The 23616-nt window shown below is 46.7% G+C and carries 19 protein-coding genes and 1 riboswitch; of the genes, 8 read left to right on the top strand and 11 right to left on the bottom strand.

Annotated features, from left to right (window positions below; all coding sequences use genetic code 11):
* Positions 1 to 242: 242 nt before the first annotated feature.
* The 5 genes from VNN20_11710 (at position 243) to VNN20_11690 (ending at position 4442) form a co-directional block, all read left to right on the top strand.
* Positions 243 to 1337 (top strand): RNA polymerase sigma factor RpoD/SigA, encoded by a 1095-nt coding sequence (locus VNN20_11710; GenBank protein ID HWP92848.1) that lies wholly within the window; start codon positions 243 to 245, stop codon positions 1335 to 1337.
* A 130-nt stretch (positions 1338 to 1467) separates the two neighbouring features.
* Positions 1468 to 1671, top strand: a complete 204-nt coding sequence (locus VNN20_11705; GenBank protein ID HWP92847.1) for a dodecin family protein — start codon at positions 1468 to 1470, stop codon at positions 1669 to 1671.
* Between the two features lie 397 nt (positions 1672 to 2068).
* Positions 2069 to 2827: a 3-oxoacyl-[acyl-carrier-protein] reductase gene (fabG, locus tag VNN20_11700; protein HWP92846.1), complete on the top strand. Its 759-nt coding sequence runs from the start codon at positions 2069 to 2071 to the stop codon at positions 2825 to 2827.
* A gap of 108 nt (positions 2828 to 2935) precedes the next feature.
* The gene (locus VNN20_11695; GenBank protein HWP92845.1) at positions 2936 to 4141 is read left to right on the top strand and encodes a thiolase family protein; all 1206 of its coding nucleotides are present in this window, start codon (positions 2936 to 2938) and stop codon (positions 4139 to 4141) included.
* A gap of 112 nt (positions 4142 to 4253) precedes the next feature.
* Entirely contained in the window at positions 4254 to 4442 is a 189-nt protein-coding gene (locus VNN20_11690; GenBank protein HWP92844.1) for a DUF1059 domain-containing protein, read from the top strand.
* Here VNN20_11690 and VNN20_11685 read toward each other — a convergent pair.
* The 7 genes from VNN20_11685 to VNN20_11655 form a co-directional block, all read right to left on the bottom strand.
* On the bottom strand, positions 4439 to 4900 hold the full coding sequence (locus VNN20_11685; GenBank protein HWP92843.1) for a DUF192 domain-containing protein: 462 nt from the start codon (positions 4898 to 4900) through the stop codon (positions 4439 to 4441). The genes VNN20_11690 and VNN20_11685 overlap by 4 nt on opposite strands.
* 363 nt (positions 4901 to 5263) lie before the next feature.
* Entirely contained in the window at positions 5264 to 5551 is a 288-nt protein-coding gene (locus VNN20_11680; GenBank protein HWP92842.1) for a hypothetical protein, read from the bottom strand.
* Positions 5552 to 5606: 55 nt separating this feature from the next.
* Positions 5607 to 5951, bottom strand: a complete 345-nt coding sequence (locus tag VNN20_11675) for a hypothetical protein (GenBank protein HWP92841.1) — start codon at positions 5949 to 5951, stop codon at positions 5607 to 5609.
* Positions 5952 to 6217: 266 nt separating this feature from the next.
* Positions 6218 to 8314: a thioredoxin domain-containing protein gene (locus VNN20_11670; GenBank protein HWP92840.1), complete on the bottom strand. Its 2097-nt coding sequence runs from the start codon at positions 8312 to 8314 to the stop codon at positions 6218 to 6220.
* Between the two features lie 654 nt (positions 8315 to 8968).
* On the bottom strand, positions 8969 to 10870 hold the full coding sequence (locus VNN20_11665) for a response regulator (protein ID HWP92839.1): 1902 nt from the start codon (positions 10868 to 10870) through the stop codon (positions 8969 to 8971).
* Positions 10839 to 13370, bottom strand: a complete 2532-nt coding sequence (locus tag VNN20_11660; GenBank protein ID HWP92838.1) for an ATP-binding protein — start codon at positions 13368 to 13370, stop codon at positions 10839 to 10841. The genes VNN20_11665 and VNN20_11660 overlap by 32 nt, the downstream gene beginning before the upstream one ends.
* A gap of 30 nt (positions 13371 to 13400) precedes the next feature.
* The gene (locus VNN20_11655; protein HWP92837.1) at positions 13401 to 16196 is read right to left on the bottom strand and encodes an aminotransferase class I/II-fold pyridoxal phosphate-dependent enzyme; all 2796 of its coding nucleotides are present in this window, start codon (positions 16194 to 16196) and stop codon (positions 13401 to 13403) included.
* A 245-nt stretch (positions 16197 to 16441) separates the two neighbouring features.
* A riboswitch (cyclic di-GMP riboswitch) is annotated at positions 16442 to 16596 on the bottom strand.
* Positions 16597 to 16840: 244 nt separating this feature from the next.
* Between VNN20_11655 and VNN20_11650 the strand changes: the two genes are divergently transcribed.
* A complete protein-coding gene (locus VNN20_11650) occupies positions 16841 to 17251 on the top strand; it encodes a hypothetical protein (GenBank protein HWP92836.1) in 411 nt (136 codons plus the stop codon).
* Between the two features lie 18 nt (positions 17252 to 17269).
* Here the strand turns inward: VNN20_11650 and VNN20_11645 are convergent, their stop codons facing one another.
* The 4 genes from VNN20_11645 to rlmD form a co-directional block, all read right to left on the bottom strand.
* Positions 17270 to 17794: a type 1 glutamine amidotransferase domain-containing protein gene (locus VNN20_11645; protein HWP92835.1), complete on the bottom strand. Its 525-nt coding sequence runs from the start codon at positions 17792 to 17794 to the stop codon at positions 17270 to 17272.
* Between the two features lie 220 nt (positions 17795 to 18014).
* Complete coding sequence (aroC, locus tag VNN20_11640) at positions 18015 to 19085, bottom strand: chorismate synthase (protein HWP92834.1); 1071 nt, start codon at positions 19083 to 19085, stop codon at positions 18015 to 18017.
* Positions 19086 to 19151: 66 nt separating this feature from the next.
* The gene (locus VNN20_11635; protein ID HWP92833.1) at positions 19152 to 20138 is read right to left on the bottom strand and encodes an SDR family NAD(P)-dependent oxidoreductase; all 987 of its coding nucleotides are present in this window, start codon (positions 20136 to 20138) and stop codon (positions 19152 to 19154) included.
* Between the two features lie 58 nt (positions 20139 to 20196).
* The gene (gene rlmD, locus VNN20_11630) at positions 20197 to 21456 is read right to left on the bottom strand and encodes a 23S rRNA (uracil(1939)-C(5))-methyltransferase RlmD (GenBank protein HWP92832.1); all 1260 of its coding nucleotides are present in this window, start codon (positions 21454 to 21456) and stop codon (positions 20197 to 20199) included.
* A gap of 608 nt (positions 21457 to 22064) precedes the next feature.
* Here rlmD and VNN20_11625 point away from each other — a divergent pair.
* Positions 22065 to 22931 carry an enoyl-CoA hydratase-related protein gene (locus VNN20_11625; protein HWP92831.1) on the top strand — a complete coding sequence of 289 codons (867 nt, stop codon included), beginning with the start codon at positions 22065 to 22067 and terminating at the stop codon, positions 22929 to 22931.
* Between the two features lie 8 nt (positions 22932 to 22939).
* Complete coding sequence (gldC, locus tag VNN20_11620) at positions 22940 to 23275, top strand: gliding motility protein GldC (GenBank protein HWP92830.1); 336 nt, start codon at positions 22940 to 22942, stop codon at positions 23273 to 23275.
* Positions 23276 to 23616 lie beyond the last annotated feature (341 nt).

The following is a 23616-nucleotide window of genomic DNA, read 5'->3' as shown; positions in this document are numbered from 1 at the left end:
GGTCAAAGTCTTATAAAAAAATCGGAGTTCGTCTGATTGACTTTAAGCCAGTGAAAGTCTAAGGTGTGGACGAATGATCGATTGATTTCTCCTTAAAGATATTTCATCCGGGTTGATTGATCATGATAATCATGCCTAACCGGAGCGAAATGATAAAGACCGTAGGCCAAGTTCATATTAGCGCGCTAGTTTTGCAAGATTAGGATAGAACAGGCGGAGTTTCTGAGGAGGGGATCTTAGGAATGAATGAGCTGAGGGGGCTTATTCACGACGACGAGAGTAGTTTCGCCTCACTAGAGATTGAAGATGGCTTATTGCTCGACAAAGTGGAGGCTCAATTGGATTTTGAGCCTGAGGAACTCTCATCCTCCTCTAAGGGCGATGGGGACTTTAGTTCTTCGGATGACAGTTTTAGACTATTCCGTGCTTACTCAAAGGACCTGGCAAGTGAAAGCTCACTGCTCACGCCGGGAGAGGAGCTCGAGATCTCTAGAGAGTTGGCGAAATATAAGACGAAGATAATAGAATTTAAACCGCGTCTTAATCAGATTTCGCATTCAGGAAAACACAGGGCCAAGAGGCTTAACTATCTTTTGAGAGCTTATACCGAAAAAGAGAAGCAGCTAAAAGACCGGTTCGTAAAATCAAATTTAAAACTGGTGGTAAAAATAGCCGGCAAGTACATCGGCCGGGGGCTGGATTACCTTGACCTTATCCAGGAGGGGAACATGGGATTGATGAGGGCGGTGGAGAGATTCGACCATACCAGGGGTTATCGGTTTTCCACCTATGCGTCATGGTGGATATATCAGGCTATATCCAGAGCGGTGTGGGACCAGACCAAGACGGTCAGAATTCCAACCTATCTTTATGAACAGTCCGGAAAGGTACATCGGGCCAGTTCGAGACTCCATCAAGAGAGCGGCGATAAGCCGTTGCCGGAGGAGGTGGCAAAGGAGGTTCGGGTTTCTGTAGAGACGGTGAAACGAATCATGGAAGCGGCAAATAGTGTTATCTCCCTCGACTCGCCGGTCGTGGACGGGGAAAAAGCTACCTTCCTAGATTACATTGCCGACACGAAATTGCCCGCGCCGGACAACGCCATAGCAAAAAGGGCGATTAAACAAAAGATAGGAGAGGCCCTATCCATCCTGGACTCCAAGGAAGAGGACATCGTCAGGATGAGGTTTGGAATAGACCGGGATACCAAGTACACACTGGAGGAGATTGGCAAGAGATACGGCGTTACTCGGGAGCGGATAAGGCAGATTGAAAAGGAGGCCCTTAAAAAGTTGGCGTCTTCGGAGATCGGCGAATTCCTCAGTTACTATCTTTAGAGGGAGAAATAGGTTTGACTGGAATTTCCGCGTTTCTTGGCCGTGGTCAGTTCGTACTGTTTATGGGTGATGATACGATGGCAAAGATAATAAAGGCTATGAATAGAATATTTTATTATAGGAGGTCAACATGGCAGTAGCTAGAGTAACAGAAGTAATCGGGTCGTCGGAAAAATCCTGGGAGGATGCGGTTAATAACGCCCTGAAGAGGGCTAATAAGACCCTTCGCGGTCTTACCGGCCTGGAGGTCACCAAGATGAATGCGCATATAGAGAAGGGGAAAATCGTTGAGTATAGAGCCCATGTCAGAATCACTTTCATCCTGGAAGGCTGATAATCGTGGTTTGTTGTATCCGATTATACGGAAAAAGGTAATATCCCTGGGGAACAAGGCGCGCTATCTCGGCGATTAGTTAATACTACGAAGGCGATTTGTCGGCACATTCCTTAGGCAGTTCGGCGTCTGATTGCCAGGGATGGCTTCTGGAGGCTTTATACAAAATTTACGGAAGATTCGGAAAGATGGGTAGAGCAAGTCAAGAAAGCTAAGGGGACATTAGAAAGTTTTCAAAAAAAAATACAATCGGAAGAATTTATTAGTCCTTAGAACAACTCCCATTTTCATGGGGCTGAGGGAGTGGGCACTGGCCTGAGGTTATTCTTCGTGAGACAAAAATTGGAGAGGTTTTTGAATAAAAAGGGATGATGATTTTTTTACAGGAGGAGTCGGAATGATAAAAGACCTATACGACCTAAACGGAAAAGTTGCCCTTGTTACCGGAGGTTCGAGAGGTATTGGCAGGGCGATAGCGCTTGCCCTGGCAGAAGCCGGGGCTGATATTCTGCTTAACTACGCCAGGAGTGATAAGCAGGCGGACGAGGTAAAAAGACAGGTCGAAAAGATGGGGAGAAAGTGCGTCACCGTAAGAGCCGACGTGAGCAAGTTTGAGCAGGCCCAGAACCTCGGTAAGGCGGTTATGAATCATTTTGGGAAGCTCGATATTTTGATAAATAACGCCGGGGTAAACAGAGACAGGACGCTTCGCAGAATGACTCCGGAGCAGTGGAATGAGGTTATTCAGACCAACCTAAACAGTGTATTTAATTGCACTAAGGCAGTGATTGAGCTCATGATTGCTCAAAATAGCGGCGTAATCGTTTCGATTTCATCGGTCATAGGAGAGATGGGAAACATCGGCCAGACCAATTACGCCTCTACTAAAGCGGGGATAATTGGGTTTACAAAGAGTCTGGCCAGGGAGCTTGCGGGTAACAACATCCGCGTAAATGCCGTAGCCCCCGGGTTTATAGAGACCGATATGCTGGGCACGGTGCCGGAAGACATAAGAAAGCAGATACTCGCCCAGATCCCCCTGGGAAGATTCGGCACTCCAGAGGAGATTGCACTCTCCGTTCTTTATCTTTGTTCTCCCGCTGCAAGCTGGATTACCGGGATTACGCTTAGAATAAATGGGGGGAATTATATATAACATCGTGGTTAGCCAGGATTAAATTAGAGATAAGATTAGGGCTATGGACTTGAACCCTTAACCCTAGCCCTAGCGACAATCAAAATAAGAAAATAGGAGGATATGCTCATGACTAAAGTCGTAATATGTGAACCGCTTAGAACGGCCATAGGAAGCTTTGGGGGAACGCTACAGGATATTCCTGCCCCGGACCTAGGAGCCATCGTGGTAAAGGAGATTCTCAAGCGTACCAAGATAGACCCAAAGCAGGTCGATGACTGCATCATGGGTAACGTGCTTCAAGCCGGTCAGGGTATGGGTCCGGCAAGGCAGGTAGCACTCAAGGCTGGGCTGGACGTCAGTGTCCCGGCTGTGACCATAAACAGGTTGTGCGCCTCGGGTTGTCAGTCTATAGTCTCTGCCGCACAGGAGATAAGGTCGGGGGATGCTGAGCTTGTTATCGCCGGCGGGATTGAGAACATGAACCAGGCTCCTTTTTATCTCAAAAAGGCGCGTTACGGATACAGAATGGCCATGCCCAAAGAGGATGTGTTTGATGGAATGGTCTCCGACGGTCTCTGGGATGTATTCAATAACTATCACATGGGAATTACCGCAGAAAACATAGCCGAAAAATATAAAATCTCGAAGGAAGAACAGGATGAGTTTGCCTACAAGAGTCAGTTGAAAACAAAAGAGGCAATGGAGTCCGATAGGTTTCAGAGCGAAATTGTCCCTATAGAGATTCAGCAGAGAAAAGGGACAGTTGTGTTCAAAAAAGACGAGCATCCTAGACCCGATACCACGCTAGAGACACTATCAAAACTGAGGCCCGTATTTAAACCGAACGGTACAGTTACGGCCGGAAACGCCTCGGGTATCAACGACGGCGCTGCGGCTATGATTGTAACGACCGAGGAGAAGGCAAAGGAACTCGGGCTCAAGATTTGGGGTGCTATTAAATCCTACGCCCTCTCCGGCGTAGACCCCTCTATCATGGGAATGGGGCCTGTAACCGCTATGCAGAAGGCTCTTGAGAAGGCCGGGCTTACAATTGATGATATAGACCTTGTTGAGTTAAATGAGGCGTTTGCTGCTCAATCTCTCGGGGTGTTAAGAGAGTTTCCCATACCTGACGACAAGCTTAACGTAAACGGTGGAGCGATTGCACTGGGGCATCCTATAGGGGCTTCGGGCGCCATTCTTGCAGTTAAGCTTCTTCACGAGCTGGAAAGAAGAAACGCCTCTTTAGGCCTCGTTTCCCTATGCGTTGGCGGAGGAATGGGAATCGCCATGGTGGTCGAGAGAGAGAAAGAGCAAAGAGCAAAAAAATAAGATAAACCCCGAAGGGCGAGACATGCTTCGGTTCTAACGAAAAGCTCTTTCATAAAATAAATTCGATTTGGAATTCCGCTAGTGAACCTGTCGAACCAAGGGAGGTAGTAAGATGGCTAAAAAAATACTGTATTGTAAGGAACTCGACATCAACAGGGAGTGTAAGAAGAAATTCAGCGGCTATAACGAGGGCGAGGTCTTGATGAAGGCAATACAGCATATAATGTGGGACCATAAAGTAGAAAAAGTCACGCCGGAGTTAAAAGACAAGATCCGCTCCTTGATCTCGGATGAGTCTTAGGGGACTGGTGAGACGAATTTCACCCTCATACCCGGTTCGACGCCGCTCGCCGCTTCCGGGTTTACCTCCAATACATACTTTGCCGGACTCTTGGGTGAGTAAATCTCACATTCAGTAAAAGGATTTTTCTTGCCTATGCACGGCTCGGCGTTTTTGACCATGTGCACTATTTTGCCATCCTTGTCTATCCAGAGCATGGCCAGATTAATGAGGGTGTCTTTCATCCAGAACCGGTGATAGCCATCTTTATCGTATATAAAAATCATGCCACAGGTGCGGCAAAGACTCTCTCTTTCCTGAAGTCCTCTCTCTTTATTTTTGGCTACCTCCGCATCTATATTTAACCCGTTGGGTAGAGTTATCTTATAAGAGTCTACGGCGAAACTCGAAGGAACCAGGAATAAAAAAACGAAAAATAGCTTGATCATAATTTCGCCATTCCTGAATACCGGCCTCATGAAAAGGTTTCCTTGATTTGCTCCTAAATTGTAAAAGTCTATAGTTGATCAGACGGACAAGGTCAATACAAGTCAAACCTGAACAAGCCGTCCAGATCATTTTGATGCTCAAGATTAAGCTAGTTTGTCATCCTGAGCGCAAAGCGAAGGATCTATCTTTTAGATTCTTCACCAGAGCCTGCCCTGAGCCAGGTCGAAGGGGTTCAGAATGACAGACTGGGAATCGCCTATATTCGATATTATTTTTGCTGACACTGTCTGTAATATCTAATGTTGACATTTACACCCCTCTAATTCATCTGGAAAAGTTTCCTTAATTTGCCCTGGTGGTGGTAGACGCTTCAATCATGTTTTCTTAAAAAGTCATTGTTTCTTAAAATGCCTTTCCGCCAGCGGGTCGTCGTCCAGTTCGGAGATTAGATAGCCTACTTCGTATTGGTCCCCCGGATGCCAGTAGAGCCTTATCCCATGCGGGGTGATTAAGTATATGCCTTCCTTCCGGGTGTTCTCCGGGAGTTCCACCTCATAAACCGGATACCCCACCGTACCGCTCCCTATGTTCACAATCTTCCTCTGCTCCCTTAGCTTTTTGACGTTTCTGGCGATATCCCAGACCTTCGGAAATACATGTCCTTTCACTTCTAGTTTCATGAGAGTTTCCTTTCTACGTAGGGGCGAGACATGCCTCGCCCCTACTATCTTCTATCTATCTAATTACCTCTATCCTAGAAATCATACCGATGCATGTTAGCAGCAAGTCCAGTTTTTTATTCCGCTCGTAGATGAACTTCTCTTCTAGCTTGCCTCCGCAGGTCGAACAATTCTCATACTCCTCGACCCATTCTTTGCACTTATGGCAATACATACCCTTGTTCTCATACCAGGTAAATAGGGAATAGACCAATTCGTTGAGCCCTCTCTTCCCCAAAGAGTCTGCCCAGTCAGCGAAGGCTTCTATTATTCCGGCCCGGAATTTTTCCGGAACCTCGTTTAAATCGCCGGCGTATATCTCCTCTTTGTCTACGTAGATTCTACAGTAAAACTCCACCATGATTAATTTCGGATTGCTGATTGCGGATTTCGGAACAAGAGATTTTAATTCCGCAATCCGAATTCGGCAATTCGCAATCGCTTAGTCTCCGCACCCTTCCTGGTATCCGCAGTGTTTACATACTGCATGGCAGCCTACTCTAATTATCGGTTTCCCACAATTTGGACAGCGATACAGAATGTCTTCCATTTTCTCTCTGGTTGGTTTTTTTCTGGGTAATTTTTGTTCGTCCATTTAACCGCTTAAATATACATGCCAAAACGGGTCTATCTAACTCCAAAAGTCTTTATAGTTTTAGCCAGAGCCGACGGGTCGTCGGTGGGCTCGGCACAGGATATGCCCGCGCATAGGCAAGCACATGGAGGCTTTAACTTTGCTATCTCCCGAATTGTCGGAGATAAAATTTCAACTTTGGTTTTAGCCGGGTCTATTTGAATTACCAGCTTGTGCGGCCGGTAATAAGACCACGAGGCTCTCAAAAGCTCCCTTACCCTGGGGTCATGGCTATCGCCGAGGACTACGACCTGGGGTGGATGTTTCAGGTGATGATGTAGGGCTAAAAAGTAACTGGCCGCGTATAACCCGTATTTCTCGGCTACCCGGGCAAAGTACTTGAGTGTTCCCTGGGCATATTTTCTATAGCCGTGGTCATCGGTTAGGTAGAAGAGCTTATCAAAAAGTAATATGGCGCTCGAGTTCGATGAGGGAATAGGATCGTCCTGGATCGGCTTGATGCGGCTTTTAAGGGTAAGCACAGGGCCTGTTCCTTCTTCTACGTCGAAAAAGCCGCCCCTCTCTCGGTCCCAGAATCTCTCTGCCATTATCGTTGCTACCCTCATTGCCGTTTCTAGGTAATCGATTCTTCCGCTAACCTCATAGGCATCGAGACATGCTAGTCCCATCTTTACCTGGTCGTCAAGTAAACCATTTAATTTTGCATCTCCGTTAACTTGGACATGACAAAAACCGGATTCATACCGAAAGCAATCCTGGAGTAAAAGGTCAAGCGCCTTGAGTGCTGAATCCCTGACCTTCTCATCCCCCAGAATCTTGTAGGCCTGTAAGAATGAGGAGATCATCATACCGTTCCAGTTTGCGTATAGGGTCTTATCTACATAGGGAGCGGGTCTTCTCTTTCGGGCTTCGATTAGTTTTTTCCGGCCGGATTCAATTAGCTCCCTGACTTTATCGGAAGACAGAGCTAGCTTTTCGGCAATCTTTTCCGGATACATATCTATGAATAAAACGTTTCTAGCGGGATTATGTCTCATCTCTCCGCGAGAGAAGACGTTGTAGTAAAAAGAAATAACCCTGGCCTCGTCTGGGCTAAGGGCTTCCTTCACCTCTTCCTTGGTCCAGGTGAAGTAATCTCCGTCATCTTGTGGGTCGATGTCGGCATCCTGGCTTCCATGAAATCCGCCTCTCCGGTAGTCGGAGAGTACATCGGCCACAAAGCGGATAATCCCCTCGGCGGTCCGTCGATAAAATTCGTTTCCGGTAGCCTGATAGGCGAGAAGGTAGTTCTTAAGGTGCTCGGAATTATCGTAAGACATCTTCTCGAAGTGAGGGACAATCCACTGGGCGTCGACAGAATAACGGTGGAATCCTCCTCCTATCTGGTCATGTATCCCTCCCTCGGCCATCTCGGTCAGGGTTTTCTCCACTACGTTCAAAAGCTCCTCATCCTTGGTCTCGAAGTGGCGGGCCAGGAAAAGTTCGATTACCCCGTAATGGGGGAACTTGGGAGCACCTCCGAATCCTCCGTTTACCGGGTCGAAGAGGCTGAACATGGAATCAACGGCCTTATCCACGGAGAGTATATTCGGCTCTTCCGCGGATGGTTCAAGCTCGTTTATCTGGGATAGCGCCTGGAATATCCGGCTTGATTCATCGATAACCTTTTCCCGGTTGTTTTTGTAGTATTCAGTCACTCTATTCAGAATGGTGCGGAAGGATGGAAGATTCTGGCTGTCTTTAGGAGGAAAATAGGTGCCGCCAAAAAACACCTTGCCCTCCGGGGTCAGGAAAGCGGTGAGTGGCCACCCTCCCTGGCCGGTAATGGCACTGACCGCCTGCTGATACCTTCTGTCTATGTCCGGGCGCTCGTCCCGGTCCACTTTAATGGCTATAAAGTTCTGGTTGATGATCCGGGCGATTTCTTCGTCTTCGTAACTCTCCCGGTCGATGACATGACACCAGTGGCACCATACCGCTCCGACGTCGAGTAGGAGGGGACGGTCTAGTTCCCTGGCCTTCTTGAACGCCTCTTCACACCAGGGATACCAATCCACCGGCTGATGGACTGCGCTTCTCAGATACGGGCTGGTCTCGTTCGCCAAGCGGTTTGGTTTTTCTATAGACACAGTCTTCTCCGATTTTGTAATAAAAAGAGGTTAAACAATTATCGCGCGATGTTCAAATGTAATAAATTTGCGTTCAAGCAATAATCCCTGTCATTGCGAGCACATTTGCTCTGCTTGGTGTAAGCCATTTGAAACAATCTATTTAGATTCCTAGCAAGCCTCCTCAGTTTAGTTCGGGACAGGGTTTGGAACGACAAATTGGACTGCCATTTCCACCATTCTCCAATCATTTCGACTTTCTTCTTGTCATTTCGACTACTTCGCTCTACTCAGGATAAACTCCGGGGGAAATCTTAACGAAGCAGTGGTTAGTGGATGGTGTTTAGTTTTTAGGTAATATCCCACGGTTATTAAGATTCCTCACATTCGTTCGGAATGACAAAATTGGCTTCCCACGCATCCGCTCGGGGCAGGATTGGGAATGACAAGAAGGGGGAAAACCTGGAACAAACCAGATTCCTGCTACTTCTTCGTCTGAGTTCATTACACGTTTCGCTCAGGATAAGCCCTGGTCTAAGCCGAACTGACCATAAACGGTATGCGTTCCGTGCATGAATTATGCGAGACTATGAATTCGGCGAGGAGGTTGGCAGTGTGACCCTGCTGGTTATCGAACTGGCAATTGGGCTTATTGGATCAAACGCTTCGTCTAGGCTAGCCGGCCCCTAAGATTCGCGCCACCGTATTCTGGATCTGATGGACGGTAAATGGCTTGCTTATGAAAGAAGATGCACCCTTGGCCAAAACTTCTTCCGATATATTCTCTTCAGCCCGGCCGCTTATTACCACCACTGCGGAGCTGGTGTCGATGAGCTTCATTTCCGTGATCATGTCGAGACCGTCCTTTCCGGGCATTCCCAGGTTGAGAAAAATGATGTCGAAGTGGTTTTTATTCAAGAGGTCCATGGCTGTTTCCCCGTCCTTTGCCACTACGATGTTATGGCCTAGGCTGGAGAGAGACTCCGCGATAATATCGCAGACGAATTCTTCGTCGTCGGCAATCAGTATGCTTCCCTTCCTTTTCGTCTGCAAGACCTTATTCCCATCTTCCTTTTTGTCCGATGTGGTGCTGGACACGTTGGAGAGACGCTGTATGTTGGGAAGCCAGATGGTGAAGGTGGTTCCCTTTCCCACTTCGCTGTTTAGCTCAATCCTCCCTCCGTGCCTTTCTATAATGGCGTATACCACGGAGAGTCCCAAACCGGTGCCCGTCTTCAAGCTGTCTTTACCCTTTGTGGTAAAAAAAGGCTCAAAAATCCGGGGCAGGTTTTCCTTGGGTATGCCAATACCGGTATCGGAAAAATCAATCTTTACATAATCTCCTTTTAGTTCTGTGCTTATGGCGATCACCCCGCCCTCGGGCATAGCGTGCTTCGAATTTATAGCCATGTTGAGGATTATCTGTTGTATCTCCCCCACATTCATCCTGATCGGGGGAATTTTCCCATAGTGGCGGAGAATCTTTATTTTGTCTGATTGAAAAGTATGCTCTATCAGCGCCAGCGTATCTTCGATCACTTCATCCAGGGAAGCGAGCTGAAATTTTTCCTCTTTCTGTCTGGAGAATGAGAGCAGCTTGTTCACTATCTCCACCGCCCTGCTGGAGGCCTTTTCCACTATTTTTAGGTCTCTTTTGATCTGCTCCACACTGGCCCGGGACATGGCAAAACTGGTATAGCCGATAATTCCGGTAAGTATGTTGTTGAACTCGTGGGCGATTCCGGCGGCCAGTTGACCCACTGCAGACATTTTCGTAGATTGGATCAGTTGAGCTTCCAGTTTTTTCTTCTCGGTAATATCCTCGCTCACCACTATCGCGCCGAATACCTCGCCAGTCTCGAAATCTACCAGCGGGGAAAGGCTGATCTCCAGGAATTTATCCCCATGCTTCAACTCGTGAATGGTCGTATTAGCAGAGCCGCTTAGTATCTGCGGGATTATCGAATCAAAGTTTATGCCGCTAACAATGTCGCTAAGCCTCCGCCCTATATAATCCTCGCCGAATATTTCCTGAGTTTTGGGGTTTCCGCTTCTTATCACTAGGTCCTTGTCCGTGGTAATTATGCTCTCGTGGGTACTGCTTAGGATGTTCTCGAGGTCTCTATTTCTTTCTCTCACCTTGAGCTCGAGGTTTGCATTCAACTCCTTTAGTTCCCGGAGAAGGCGTTTATTCTCGGCAACCAGCTCGTATTTCTCGACGGCGTGTTTTATTATGCCCTTGAGCTTATTGTAGTCGAGCGGCTTGGTTAGATAATCAAAAGCCCCGTGTCGGACCGCCTCCACTGCCGTTACCAGCGAGGCATAGCCGGTCATGATGATAACCGGTATGTCCGGGTTGAAGTTGCGTACATCTTCTAGCAGGTCTATTCCGTTTTTTTCCGGCATCCTAATATCGGTAAGTACAACATGGAAGGAATATTCTCTCAGTAGTTGAAGTGCCTTCTCACAATTGAAAGCGGTCTTTACCTCGTATCCCTCTTTTAGAAGGATGTCTGAGATTATTTTCAAGATTAAATTTTCATCATCAACTACCAATACCCTTCTGTTCTCTGCCATCCTCTGCTCCTTCAACGTTTTGATTGACCGAGAGTTCTATGACGAAGGTAGTGCCTTTTCCCTTTTTGCTGGTCACGATGATTCTTCCATCGTGTTCTTCTATTATCTTATAGCTTATGGAAAGACCGAGCCCGGTACCGGTGTCCTTTTTGGTGAAGAACGGGTCGAATATCTTGGGAAGGTCTTCTTCATCTATCCCCAACCCGGTATCCGCAAAGGTGATGAAAATATGGTCATAGCCCCCGTCGTAAAGACCGGTATCAATCCTGAGCTCTCCGCCGTAGGGCATGGCCTGAATGGCGTTCATCAGTATGTTGATGAACACCTGCCATAGTTGATTGGGGTCGCCCATGATCTTGGGAATCTGGGGATTCAGGTTTGTAGTAAGCTTGATGTTGTAGTCATAGAGCTGCTTCCTTATCAGTATAAGGGCATTCTCCAGTATGGTGTTGACGTTGACCGGCTCGAAGTGGGGCGGTTCCAATTTAGAGAATTTAAGCAAGTTGTCTATCAAACGGTTTGTCCGGTCTATTTCATGCTTGATATAGTCTAGGTATTCCACCACCTGTTCTGAATTCTCCCCATTGGCTATCTGCGATAAATAATACCTGGCGCCTTCTATTATGTTCAGGGGGTTGCGGATCTCGTGAGCGATCCCGGCGGCCAGATGTCCGATAGCCGACATTTTTTCCGCCTGTATGAGCTGGGCCTGGGTTTCCCTGAGTTCCTTGTTTGTCTCTTCTAGCTTCTTGGCGTAGTCCTCGACCAATTTGAAGGCAAACGCATTCTCGATAGCTATGGCGCTCTGGTTGGCCAGGACCTGAAGCAGTTTTATGTCCTCGGAGTTGTAGGGAAGCCCGGATTGCTTGTCACCGAGGGAAAGCAGGCCGATCAGCTTTTTCTTGAAAAAAATGGGGATGAATAAGGCAGCACCAAAATCATCGAAGGTTTTTACGAGCTGGTCTCTATATCTGGCAAATCTTTCGTCTGCGACCAGGTCTTCTTTGAATATCTCCTGTCTATGTCTGCTCAGTAATTGGATCAACTCGCTGTTCTCATCAATCGAGAGGTTATCCGGTTCTTTTTCTTTTCTACTCTTGGCGTAAACTCGGTAGTCTCCGCTATTACTGTCGAAAAGAATAACAGATACCGGGTTGGAAAACATAGTATGCTCTACCGTGTTAATGATTTTATCTGATATCTCATCAATGTTAAGAAGAGAGGTCATGGCAAAACTTATTTCCTCCAGGGTCCTGCGGTAGTCGTACTTCTTCCGAAAGAAAGTTAAATCTATAAGATTCTGAATGCGATTTTTTAGCGGGTTTAAAGCCAAGACCAGAAATGCGCTTAATATGGCGAAGAAAATAGGGTTTTTCCAGCCTCCGTAGTTGGCAAAGAATATGTTGGAAGCCACCACAATTAAGGCAAAAACGCCAAAAACCAAGCCAGACAGGACGCTATAAACCAATGCCTTCTGGATGATTGCATCTATATCCAGTAGCTTGTGTTTAACTATGGCGTAGGCTATGGACAATGGGAAGAATATGACCAGCAAAGCCAGTATATTGAGGTTGCTTATCCCCAGTGCGGTAATTACGAAAGCGCATAAGGCCGGGACAAAGAACCCCACAAAAGCCCCCAGCAATATTACTTTTGCCCTCTCTTTATCGATCAGGTTCTCCGGATTGATGTAACTCTCCGCCGTGGATGCTATGAACACAGATGTAGAGACCAATACATAAACCCAGGTCAATATATCTACCCGTTGCCATATATATTGAGACTCAAAGAAAACGAGATGCATGGAGAATAGGGCAACCGAGGGCAGGAAGGGTATAAAGATGAGAGCGTTGTGCCTTAGCAGTTTTCTCCTGGTGGGAAAAATGAGGGACAGAGAAGTGAGAAATGCGGGGCTGAACATCCAGCCCATAAATGGAATGTTGCCTAGTGAGTAGGTGGACTGGGTGTCGAATATGGACGTGAACCATATACCCATGGAAAGACAAAACATGAAAAAAAACTTGCTCGTGGTTAGCTCCGGCTTCAAGAAATAAACCACGATGCCGGTAATGAATATTATCAGGCCAATAATATAAACTCCCCCGAATACAGAGAGAAAATCTCCCATACCGAACATCATGGTGGGAACGCTCAGGCTTTTATACTGGCCGTCCCTGTAAACGGTGTAGTTCATCTGGCTGCCAACCGGTTTTTCCGAGACGATGCGGTAAATTTGGGCTGGTGATAGGTTCTTACCATCCAGGCCTAATATTTTGTCATAGGTTTTTATCAGACCGTACTCGTTACCGGTCCAGTGGGGAAGGCTGACTTCGCAAACCAGGGAGTTGCCATAAATGAGGAAACCGGGAAAAGGTTTGCCTATCCAGCTTATCGCCCGGAATAGGCTGGCCAACGAGAGGAACAAAAATAGCGCGACCAACACGAAAACGGCAATTCTAAAAAACTTTTCAGTATAATCTGACGACTGGAAACCCCTCATCTCTTCCTTAAAGAAACTATGGAAATTACCTTAATCGATTTTTCTTCCATAGATTGTCCATTGCAAGTCGTTCTTTACTCCTCCGAGCTTTTGCACTATACCGTCGGCGTCTTCTTTATCGCTGATTTCCCAGGTGCAGGTGGTTGCCCTATAATCCTTCTCGATCATGTTGGCGCAGATATTGGCCAGAAGAATTAGGGCTATTTCTTGGTCCTCAAATTCATCGGTGACCCCGGCTAGCACTATAGCCCCCTCGGTTATCAACTCCAGGTCTTCCGGAATCGAGGAAAGGTCGGTCGCACCCAGCTCTCCGCTTATCGTTTTGAAGACCGGGGCGCACTGTGGAAACGCACCGGCAAAACCCACGGCTCTTCCGCCAACCTCGGCGACGAGCCAGAATCCCTCTACGATTAGGTCCCTGAATTCCCTTACAAACTCGACGAATTCATCTTCTTTGAAGGGAACGTATTTCCAAAGCCGGGGGAAGGAACCGTTGTGTATTTTCAGTATCTTGACAGCCTCTTCTTCGTACCTACGCTTGTCCAGTTTTTTGATTGTAACATTGGCTTTTCGAGTTATGGCGTAAATCTTATCCCGGTTTTCAGGAGAATTCAGGTCTATAGAATAATGTGGAAGGTTTTTTATCGGGCTGAAACCGGTTTTTTGGAAGTAGTCTTGGTAATAGCCGGGGGTGTAGGGTTGAAGGAATGAAGGGGTTTTGTCGAAACCGCCTGATAAAATTCCTCCTCCGTAGAATAGGAGCGGGATATTTACCGGAGCCCAGACCTCCTCCATGCCCTGCGATTTCAGAAACTCTAGGGCCCTATCCAATAAGGACTGGATGGCTATACCCCGTCCAGGGAGGGCCTCGAAAAACCCGAGGAAGCCGATTTTTTGATTCCAATACCTGATAAAACGGTCATCGACGAAAGCACTAACCGTACCAACTATTTCCCCGTTCTCTTTTGCCACGAACCTCCTCGTCTTCACGTTTTGTCTGAAGTAGAGGTGCTCCCCGGAAAGCAGCCTCACCCGGTCGTTGATGAGGAAATAGGGAATCCACTGAGGGATGTCTTTATAAACCTTCCACGAGAACTTCACGGACTCGGTAATCTTATCCCTGGAGGAAATCTCGGTCACTTCAATTTCCTTTCCCTGTGTGGTCGTCTTTGTGGACTTTCCATCTGAATCAACTCGCACCGCCGGTCTCGTGGGTTTTTTCAGGAAACCGAGTTCTTTCCCCACCTTCTCTAAAACTTCTAATGTTCTATCCAAATCATTCCTGGTATGGGTCGACATTACTCTCAGCCTCATACGCTCTTCACCCCTGGGCACGGTGGGATAGGGGAGCGGTTCTATGAAGACCCCTTCCTCAAAAATCCTTTTGGTCATCATCCGAAGGAGTAGGTCGTTACCAACAATAGTGGAAATAATGGCGGACTGAGATTTTTCTACGTTATTGAATCCGAGCAATTTTAGGTTGTCTCTTAAATAGCGGATGTTTTCCCAAAGCCTCCCGATTAAGCCGGGGTCGCTTTTAATCAGGTCGATCGCGGCTAGAGCCGACGCCAACATGGCCGGCGAGGCGCTGACCGAGAAAAAAGAGGTAGTTGCATAATATTTTACATATCTAATTACCTCTCTGGTGGAGGCAACATACCCTCCCAGGCCGCCCAGGGCCTTGCTGAGAGAGTCCATGATAACGTCAACTTTGCCCATAAGTCCGAAGTGAGAGGCTGTGCCCCTGCCGCCGCTTCCGATTACCCCGGTGGCATGAGCCTCGTCTATCATTAGCTTTGCTCCGAATTCATTGGCTGTCTCGATGAATTCAGGAAGGGGCAGTATATCGCCATCTATACCATCCACGCCCTCGGCGATTATGAGCTTCCCGTCGTATTTATCTCCCAGGCTCTCTAAGACCTGCCTCAGATGTCCGGTATCGGAGTGTCTAAAGGTTCTGAAATTCCCGCGGCTTAACTTGCATCCGTCTAGAATACTGGCGTGTACCTTTTTATCTATTACGGCAATATCCTTCCTTCCCATCAGAGCGGATATGCACCCCATATTGGCCATGTGGCCGGTGGGGAATACCAGAGCATCTTCACAGCCTTTAAGCTCCGCTAGTTTATTTTCCAATTCTCTATGCAGCTCATTTGTACCGGAAAGAAGCCTTATGGAGCCGGTGCCAGTGCCATACTTTCTGACCGCCTCCTTCGATGCATTTACCACTTCCGGATGATAGGCGAGACCCAGGTAATTGCTGCTTCCCATCATGATTATCTCTCTCTCCCGCCCTACCTTTTCATCAAAAATTAGTACACGGTTCTTTGATGCCGAAAGCAGCATAGTCTCGTATTTGTTGTAGTCTTTCTTCTTGGTATCCTCTATGAATTCCCAGAAAAGCTTGGCCTTTTCGAATATGTCCTTGTTTGAAACATGTATGAAATCAGCCATGGATAGATTATCGGAATTTATTTTCTTCAGCCCCTCTTTTATGTGGGCTTCCAGTTTCTCCTGGTAATAATCGTACATACTCAGGAATTGGACCCCCATTCCCGACGGCTCTGATTCATCAGAGGTGGCGCTTTTCCTAGCCCACCGGACATAAGCATAAGCTTTTATAGATGGTTCTTGGCTGCCTAGCTTAAATTCTAGGAGGAGTTTTGTTCCAAGCCCAAGCGGGTGCCTAGTCTGAATGAGCATCCCGCCTGAGGAAAGATTGACCGCATTTCCGATTAGTTTTCCGTTATTCATGGAAAACACTTCGAAGTCTACTGCGATCCGACTAGATTTTCTCCGGTCTGCGGCATTAATAGCTATATTCATAATAATTCCCCCGGCCAAAAGTACGCTTCGGGATAGTTTCCCTACGGTTTTTCTGGAAGACAAAGTTTAGGTAGTTATTTGACTTCGCGCTAGAACTAGCCTCGAAGATTCGGTTTGATTCAGATTTCCTCTGTATGTATTTTAGAATTTTCATTCCCTGGAGATAACGATGAAGAGTTGGTGGTTTTACTTGGGATTATCCTCCTTATTCTAAGCCTATGGGGAAAATATGGAATACTAGACGCTTCGGTAGCTCAGCCACCATGAGGGCCAGGGGTAAAATAGAGCTATACAAAGTATCAAAATACTTACTTAACCCTTTACTTCACTTATAATCCCTAACCCTTTTAGGTCGTTAGCTTTGTGCCCCATCCTTTCAGATAGTTTACCTTTTCGGCAATGCCTGTATTCTGTAGCAATTCTAGTCTGAAATAGATTAGATTGCAATAACATATTTTCAAAAAATGTCCCTGAACAAAAATTTTTGTAATATTCAATTTACGGCGGACATGTTTAGCTCGGAGAAAAATTGCAAGAAGAACAGAAAGTTAGGTGCTAATTGCTCTTTTTGAACTGATGGTATATATTTTGCAGAATAGCTTGCCGTAGTTGAAATACCCAGTTTGGAGTATGGAGGTAATCAGATGAGGAACCTTATATTACTGAGCATGGCACTATTTGTAGGATTCTCTATCTCCTGTGCCCGACAAGCGACCAACTTTGAAGCGGGAATGCGGATGAGCAATACGTTATACAGCGACCTGGCCCCTCAGGTATCCACCGCTCTTCAGTCCACACCGGAAAATTCTCCTAGAGCCAAGCACTTGGAATTGGCCAGCCAGAAGCTCGACGAATACAAAAAGACGTATGAGGATTGTTCAAAGGCAATAGATGCATGGAAAAGCACGGGACAGCAACCGGATTATTTAATGGACCTATACAAAGAGATGTGGAAAAACCTGCTCGAGGCGCAAAACCTTGCGGCAAGTGTTTATATCTATGCCAGTGAGTGCGTGGCTAACACGACCCTAAAGGGCAAGGCCTGTAAAAACTGAAATCAATCTTAAGGGTTTTTATCTTTCCTCAAGTGCTTTAATGATCTCGCGCATAAAAGCGGGAAGGTCATCCGGCTTACGAGATGTTACCAAATTACCGTCTATCACCACCTCCGCATTTATATACTCGGCACCGGCGTTGACGATGTCATCCTTAATCGCGCTATAGCATGTTACCTTTCTTCCCTTGAGAATCCCCGATGAGACCAAGACCCATCCGGCATGGCAAATTGCTCCGACCACTTTTCCCTGGTCGAAGGCATCCCTTACCAGCTTAAGCAATGCCGGGTAACGACGCATGTAATCGGGGGCATAGCCGCCCGGGACTACGACGCAATCAAAATCTTCAGCCTTAATTTTGTCAGCAGTCGTGTTGACTCTAACCGGATAACCGTGTTTGCCGTTATAAGTATCTGAGCTTCCGGTTCCCACAATCAATACCTCGGCTCCTTCCTCCCTCAGGCGGTGGTATGGATACCAGAGCTCTAATTCCTCATAAAGGTTTTCTGCCAGGACGGCTGCTCTTTTACCTTTTAGTCTCATGATTACCCCCTTTAAGTAGAGACGCAACATTTGGTGTCTCTACTATTTTTCATCTTCTTTTTGGCCACTAGTGGACATGGGATAAGACCGCAAATTTTGCCAGTACGATACATTTTCTAGAAATTCATTGATCCTGCATCATGTGTCGTGCATCCTGCATCTTTTAGATTTGGGTGCTTATATATATGTAACTTAGCAACATGAAAATAATAGGTCAGGCTTAGATCTTTGAAGCTTTTGCTAAAAGTAGATGGTCTGCTAGAACCAGGTTTACCATTGCTTCGGCGATAGGGACGGCTCTGGGACAGAGACAAGGGTCATGCCTTCCCTTTACTACCAGATCTTTCTGGGCTCCGAATTTGTCGACGGTGTTTTGCACCTTGGGTATTGAGGAAGTAGGTTTTATGGCAATTCTTATTACTAGATTGTCGCCGTTTGTGATCCCGCCGAGAATACCGCCGGCATTATTCGTCTTAAACCGTAGCTTTCCAGAATCGTCCATATACATTACGTCGTTTACTTCAGAACCTCTTCGCCTCCCCACTCCGAATCCCATTCCTACCTCAAAACCCCTTATCCCTCCGATACTCATGAGAGCGGCGGCCAGGTCGGCGTCAATTTTGTGGAAAACGGGCTCACCCAGTCCGGGAGGAACGCCCATCGAAACGACTTCGACTACACCTCCGATGGAGTCACCTTCCCGTCTTACTTTATCGATGAGCTCTATCATCTCCCCTGCTTTCTTCCGGTCGGGGCATCTTACCGGATTATTTTCTATTTCATCGAGATCTATTTCTTCGGCCACCAAGTCTCCGACCTGCTTTACGTAGCCCAGGGTTTTTATCCCGTGCAGTGAAAGAAATTTTTTTGCAATTGCGGCGGCGGCCACCCGGCCCACCGTCTCTCTAGCAGAGGACCTCCCGCCGCCTCGATAATCCCTTATCCCGTATTTTAGGTCATAGGTGTAGTCGGCATGACCAGGACGATAAATGTCTTTTATATCTTCATAGGACTTTGAGATGACGTCCTCGTTTTTAACCATCAGCGAGATCGGGGTACCGAGCGTTTTTCCCTGGAACACGCCGGATAGGATTTCTATTCTGTCCGATTCCTTTCTCTGGGTGGTTATGGCGCTCTGGCCAGGGCGGCGACGGTCAAGCTCATGCTGAATATCCTCTTCCGAAATCTCTAGTCCGGCCGGGCAGCCGTCTATCACCACACCTAAAGCCGTACCATGGGACTCGCCCCAGGTGGTAATTCGAAAGAGTCGGCCAAAGGAATTTCCGGGCATGGGAAGATTTTATATCAACGGGAAAGACGTTGCAAACAGGGCGGGGATTTACGTTGGCTATATGGACTAGTTCAGATAGCCGTTGTCTCTGAACCACTTTACCGTTTTTTCTATAGTCTCCTCTATAGGAGTTTGGGGAAAACCAAGCTCTCTTACCGCTTTGGAGCTGTCTACAAACCAATTGAACCGGGATAACTTGACCGAATCTACATCCATCGTGGAAAAGTTGGGAAAGGATAAACCCAATACCCTTTCCACTAAAAATGCGGAGGCATAAGCCACAATATAAGGTATCTTCATCTTAGGACCGGATATTCCAGTTACCTTTTCCATCAAATCAAAAAACTCTTTTACTGTTAAGTTCTTATTAGCCAGGATATAGCGCTCGCCCACTTTTCCTTTCTCTGCCGCCAGGATATGTCCCTCGGCGACATCCTCTACGTCGACGAGGTTTAGAGTGCCGTCCATGTAGCCGGGGAATTTCTTTTTGCAAAACCACAGAACGCAGCCTGCACTGGAAAGATAGACATCCCCTGGGCCTATGACCACAGATGGATTGACAACGACGACGGGTAAACCCTTATCAAAGAATTTGAAAGCCTCCCTTTCAGCATAGTACTTGCTGTTCAGGTACTGGATTCCCTTGCTTTCGAGAGTAAACACGGTATTCTCGTTGGCGATCCCTCCTCCCGGGTCAACACCGATTGCTGCCACACTGCTCGTATAAACCGCTTTTCTCACCCCGGCTTCCAGGGCGGCGGAAAGGACGTTCGCTGTTCCTTTTACGTTGATCTCTTCCATCTTCTTGTAGTCGGCTTTCCGAAAGGAGACGAACCCGGCGGTATGGTATAAGGTATCGCATCCCTGGAGTGCCTTTTTAACCGATTCAACATCCATGATGTCACCGTAAACCCTTTCCGCATCTATATCATCGATGTTCAATGTCTTGCTGCTTTTCCGGAGGAGTATTTTTACCTTCTCTCCCCTTTGCGCGAGCTTTCTGGCTATGTGAGAGCCTATGAATCCGGTAGCACCGGTGACCAACGTGGCCATTTAGATACCTCCTACCACGAAAACATAAATCGACAACTTTAATTCAGGATTGTGTATATCAGATTTTGAGGAGTAAAGCAAGGGACTCGATGTGGTAGGTTTGAGGAAACAGGTCAAAGAGCTTGATCTTTATTATTCTATAGCCGGATTCTTTTAACATCTTTAGATCCCGGGCCAGGGTTGGTGGGTCGCAGGAAACGTAGATTATCTTAGTCGGACGAAGTTTGATGATGCCGTTGATTACCTCTTTGGCTCCTTCCCGGGGTGGGTCAAGTACGACTAAATCAAATTTATCTTTTCTATTCAGCGACTTTTCGACTAAGAACTCTGACGGAATAGCCTCAAAGGTTACATTCTTTATCGAATTTAACTCTGCACTCCTCTTGGCCAATTTGATTGCTTTTGCGCTGACATCCGCTCCTATAGTTTCCTTCGCTATCTTGGCCAGGTGGAGCGAGAAGTTCCCGATGCCGCAGTAAAGGTCTAAGACCCTCTCTCGCCCTTCAAGACCAGCATACTCGACTAGGGTATTGATGATTTGTTCATTGACCTCCTTGTTTGCTTGAATGAAAACTGAAGGAACGGAATAAAAGGTGAGCCCGGAGAAGGTTAACTCGAATTCCCTTTCCTCTTCCCTGGCAATCCCAATGTTTTCTGAACTCGAATAGTCATTAAGGTTTTTTCGAAGTGGGTGGAGTTTCTTTGGCTCATGATATAAGCTCGACGCAAGGGTGACATAAGCAGCGTTCTCGTCTGATGCGATGTGGATCTTTTTTAAAGGATAGTGGGGCTTATTCAGACTAGACTTAAGAGACCGGGTTAGACTGGCAATTGCTTCGTCTATCGGCTTCGTAGCTATGGGGCAGCCTTCTATTTCTATAAGCTTTCGACTCCTTCCCTCGCGATATCCTAAAAGATATCTTCCTTTCTGAAACTCGACTGAAAGTGTGACCCTGCTTCTATATCCGTACTCTTTTGAGGAGGGGACTATGGGTTCTACCTCCACATCTTTTATTCCGCCGATTCTTTCGAGCGTCTCTCTGAAAATGTCCTCTTTGGCTTTGAGTTGATAGGGGTAATTAATATGTTGCCACTGGCATCCTCCGCACCGGTCAAAGACCGGGCAGGAAGGAGTTGCTCTTTCGGGAGAAGGACTTAATATATTCTCAATCTCTGCCTCTCCGTAACTTCCCTTTTCTCTGGTAACTCGGACATCCAGTATGTCGCCAGGGATTCCGCCTCTGACAAAGAATACCTTTCCTTGAACCCTTCCAACTCCTGCGCCGCCAAATGCCAGTTTTTCGATTTCTATTTTCATATCCCTACTGCTCATTCAAATTGCTATGACCTTCGTTAATATACTACAAACTTGTCCGAAATAAGAGATTGCTTTGTGGGGGGGGCCCTGAGGAGGACCGGGGTTCCTGTGGTGTCATTGCGAGGAATCCTTCGGCAGGCTCAGGATAAATTCCATGACGAAGCAATCCCTTGAAAAGACGAGATTGCTTCGCTATCGCTCGCAATGACAGGGAGGGTAGGTAATCGCCGTTAGTGAGAGGTGGGAGTCGGTATACTTTTGGATGTCAATTACTAGAGAGTCCTTCGGTAAGTTCAGAACCCACCCTGTTTGCCGAAGGGATAAATTCCACGACCGAAGCAATCTCATTTCTAAAAATTAATGTTATCATGACTTACATAGCCTATTTGAGCGGATATGACTTGGACAGCATTTACATAACAAACATAAAAGTAGAGAGAACCTGATTTGCAAAATACCTTTTTATTTATCCAAGGGCCTTATTTTAACGCCAAAGTTTTTTGGTTAGTGTTTATTTTGGACAGCAGTGATTGACAAGAGGTTATATTTGACAGGAACGAAAATGGACGAGTTTCCTTCTAAAGTGAATTCAAATCAAGGAGGATAATATGGCGAGAAGAAAATCGGTTAAACCGGAAGGGGTAAAAAGAGCCGGAAAAGATAGTTCTCATAAAAATGGACGAGATGGGACTTTAAAATTCAACTTTGTTCTTTATCAGAAAAAAGACCGTATAGCTAGGGTCACCATCAATCGTCCGGAAGTTCGCAATGCCATAAACTCCAAGACCAGGGAGGAGCTGGCGATGGCAATCGAGGATGCCTGGCTCGATGACCAGATAGGCGTTATAGTGCTTACCGGCGCGGGGGATAAATCGTTTTCTTCGGGTGGCGATTTGTCCTGGATAGTTGATCCTAATAGGAAGGTTGACGAGTATAACATGCTCACCCATTACCGGCTTGCCACCGCCATGCGCTGCTGCGGCAAGCCGTTAATCGCCCGGGTAAGCGGGTTTTGTATAGGTGCGGGTAACGAACTGAACATGCTCTGTGATTTAACCATTGCTTCGGAGGATTCTATGTTTGGGCAGGCTGGTCCGTTAGTAGGGAGCGTTCCGGTCTGGTACGGCTTGCAGCAACTGCAGTATTCTGTGGGGGACAAGAAAACAAGAGAGATTGTTTATCTCTGTAGGCGATATACGGCCAGGGAAGCGCAGGAAATGGGCTGGGTGAACAAGGTCGTGCCTAAAGACAAACTTGATGAAGAAGTGGAGGCCTGGTGTAAAAGGCTTCTTGAGATGAGCCCTCAATCTCTCCGAATTGCCAAGTTTCAGATTAATTTTGCTTCCGATATGGCCTTCCCACAAATCACCCATGGGCTGGAGCTGGGCCGGTTCTTCCTCAAGTCTCCCCAGATGATGGAGGGGGCAGGAGCATTCCTAGAAAAGCGCAAGCCCGATTTCTGGAAGGTTAGGTGAGGGTAGCCATGCCCAAAATTGCGGAGATCAAGTTTACGGTTAAATTAGACGAGGACAATATTCCTGATGCCATTTATTGGGAAGCGACAGAGGCAGACTTTTCCGGGAAGAAGCCATGTGATTCCATAATGATATCAATCTGGGACCGGGAAGAAAAAAATGCGTTGAGCATCGACCTCTGGACTAAAAGCATGGAAGTTGGCGAAATGAACGCTCATTTATACTTGACCTTGCTGAAAATGGCTGAAATGTACGAGAGGGCTACGCAGAATAAAGAGTTAACAAAAATGATAAAGGAGTTTGCCCATAATTTTGCGAAAAAGGTGGATGAAATTTTTAGCTAGCCACGAATTAACACGAATCGTCACGAAAATGAAATATTCAGGATGTAAGACTTTGTCGTTAACTTTGTCGAAGGATTCACGATTGATCATGCATGATTCACGATGCACGATGACATTTCTGAAAGGTATTTTCACTCATCTTGTATCCTGCATCCAATTTTTTTTGTTCTCTGTGCTCTCTGTGGCTGACCAGTGAAAGCTTTTCAAAAAGCAGACATGACTTCCCTGGCAAATAAGCGCAGGGACTCTGGCTTCATGATGTCATAAAAGAATATGGTGAATTTACTCACGCCCTTTTCTGCCTTCTTTTTAATCCTTTTAATACACTCATCGGGCAAGCC

Source organism: Thermodesulfobacteriota bacterium (genome assembly GCA_035559815.1).
Classification (GTDB): domain Bacteria; phylum Desulfobacterota_D; class UBA1144; order Nemesobacterales; family CSP1-2; genus DATMAT01.
The sequence above is the reverse complement of the archived record's forward strand: the minus strand, read 5'-3'. Positions and strand labels throughout refer to the sequence as shown.

Excerpts from the sequence above, each read along its gene's own strand:
- VNN20_11690 (HWP92844.1), top strand. The coding sequence starts at position 4,254 with ATGGCTAAAAAAATACTGTATTGTAAGGAACTCGACATCAACAGGGAG.
- VNN20_11710 (HWP92848.1), top strand. The coding sequence starts at position 243 with ATGAATGAGCTGAGGGGGCTTATTCACGACGACGAGAGTAGTTTCGCC.
- fabG (HWP92846.1), top strand. The coding sequence starts at position 2,069 with ATGATAAAAGACCTATACGACCTAAACGGAAAAGTTGCCCTTGTTACC.
- rlmD (HWP92832.1), bottom strand. The coding sequence starts at position 21,456 with ATGAAAATAGAAATCGAAAAACTGGCATTTGGCGGCGCAGGAGTTGGA.
- VNN20_11685 (HWP92843.1), bottom strand. The coding sequence starts at position 4,900 with ATGAGGCCGGTATTCAGGAATGGCGAAATTATGATCAAGCTATTTTTC.
- VNN20_11705 (HWP92847.1), top strand. The coding sequence starts at position 1,468 with ATGGCAGTAGCTAGAGTAACAGAAGTAATCGGGTCGTCGGAAAAATCC.
- VNN20_11695 (HWP92845.1), top strand. The coding sequence starts at position 2,936 with ATGACTAAAGTCGTAATATGTGAACCGCTTAGAACGGCCATAGGAAGC.
- VNN20_11635 (HWP92833.1), bottom strand. The coding sequence starts at position 20,138 with ATGGCCACGTTGGTCACCGGTGCTACCGGATTCATAGGCTCTCACATA.
- VNN20_11660 (HWP92838.1), bottom strand. The coding sequence starts at position 13,370 with ATGAGGGGTTTCCAGTCGTCAGATTATACTGAAAAGTTTTTTAGAATT.
- VNN20_11680 (HWP92842.1), bottom strand. The coding sequence starts at position 5,551 with ATGAAACTAGAAGTGAAAGGACATGTATTTCCGAAGGTCTGGGATATC.
- VNN20_11625 (HWP92831.1), top strand. The coding sequence starts at position 22,065 with ATGGCGAGAAGAAAATCGGTTAAACCGGAAGGGGTAAAAAGAGCCGGA.
- VNN20_11650 (HWP92836.1), top strand. The coding sequence starts at position 16,841 with ATGAGGAACCTTATATTACTGAGCATGGCACTATTTGTAGGATTCTCT.
- VNN20_11675 (HWP92841.1), bottom strand. The coding sequence starts at position 5,951 with ATGGTGGAGTTTTACTGTAGAATCTACGTAGACAAAGAGGAGATATAC.
- VNN20_11645 (HWP92835.1), bottom strand. The coding sequence starts at position 17,794 with ATGAGACTAAAAGGTAAAAGAGCAGCCGTCCTGGCAGAAAACCTTTAT.
- VNN20_11665 (HWP92839.1), bottom strand. The coding sequence starts at position 10,870 with ATGGCAGAGAACAGAAGGGTATTGGTAGTTGATGATGAAAATTTAATC.
- gldC (HWP92830.1), top strand. The coding sequence starts at position 22,940 with ATGCCCAAAATTGCGGAGATCAAGTTTACGGTTAAATTAGACGAGGAC.
- VNN20_11655 (HWP92837.1), bottom strand. The coding sequence starts at position 16,196 with ATGAATATAGCTATTAATGCCGCAGACCGGAGAAAATCTAGTCGGATC.
- aroC (HWP92834.1), bottom strand. The coding sequence starts at position 19,085 with ATGCCCGGAAATTCCTTTGGCCGACTCTTTCGAATTACCACCTGGGGC.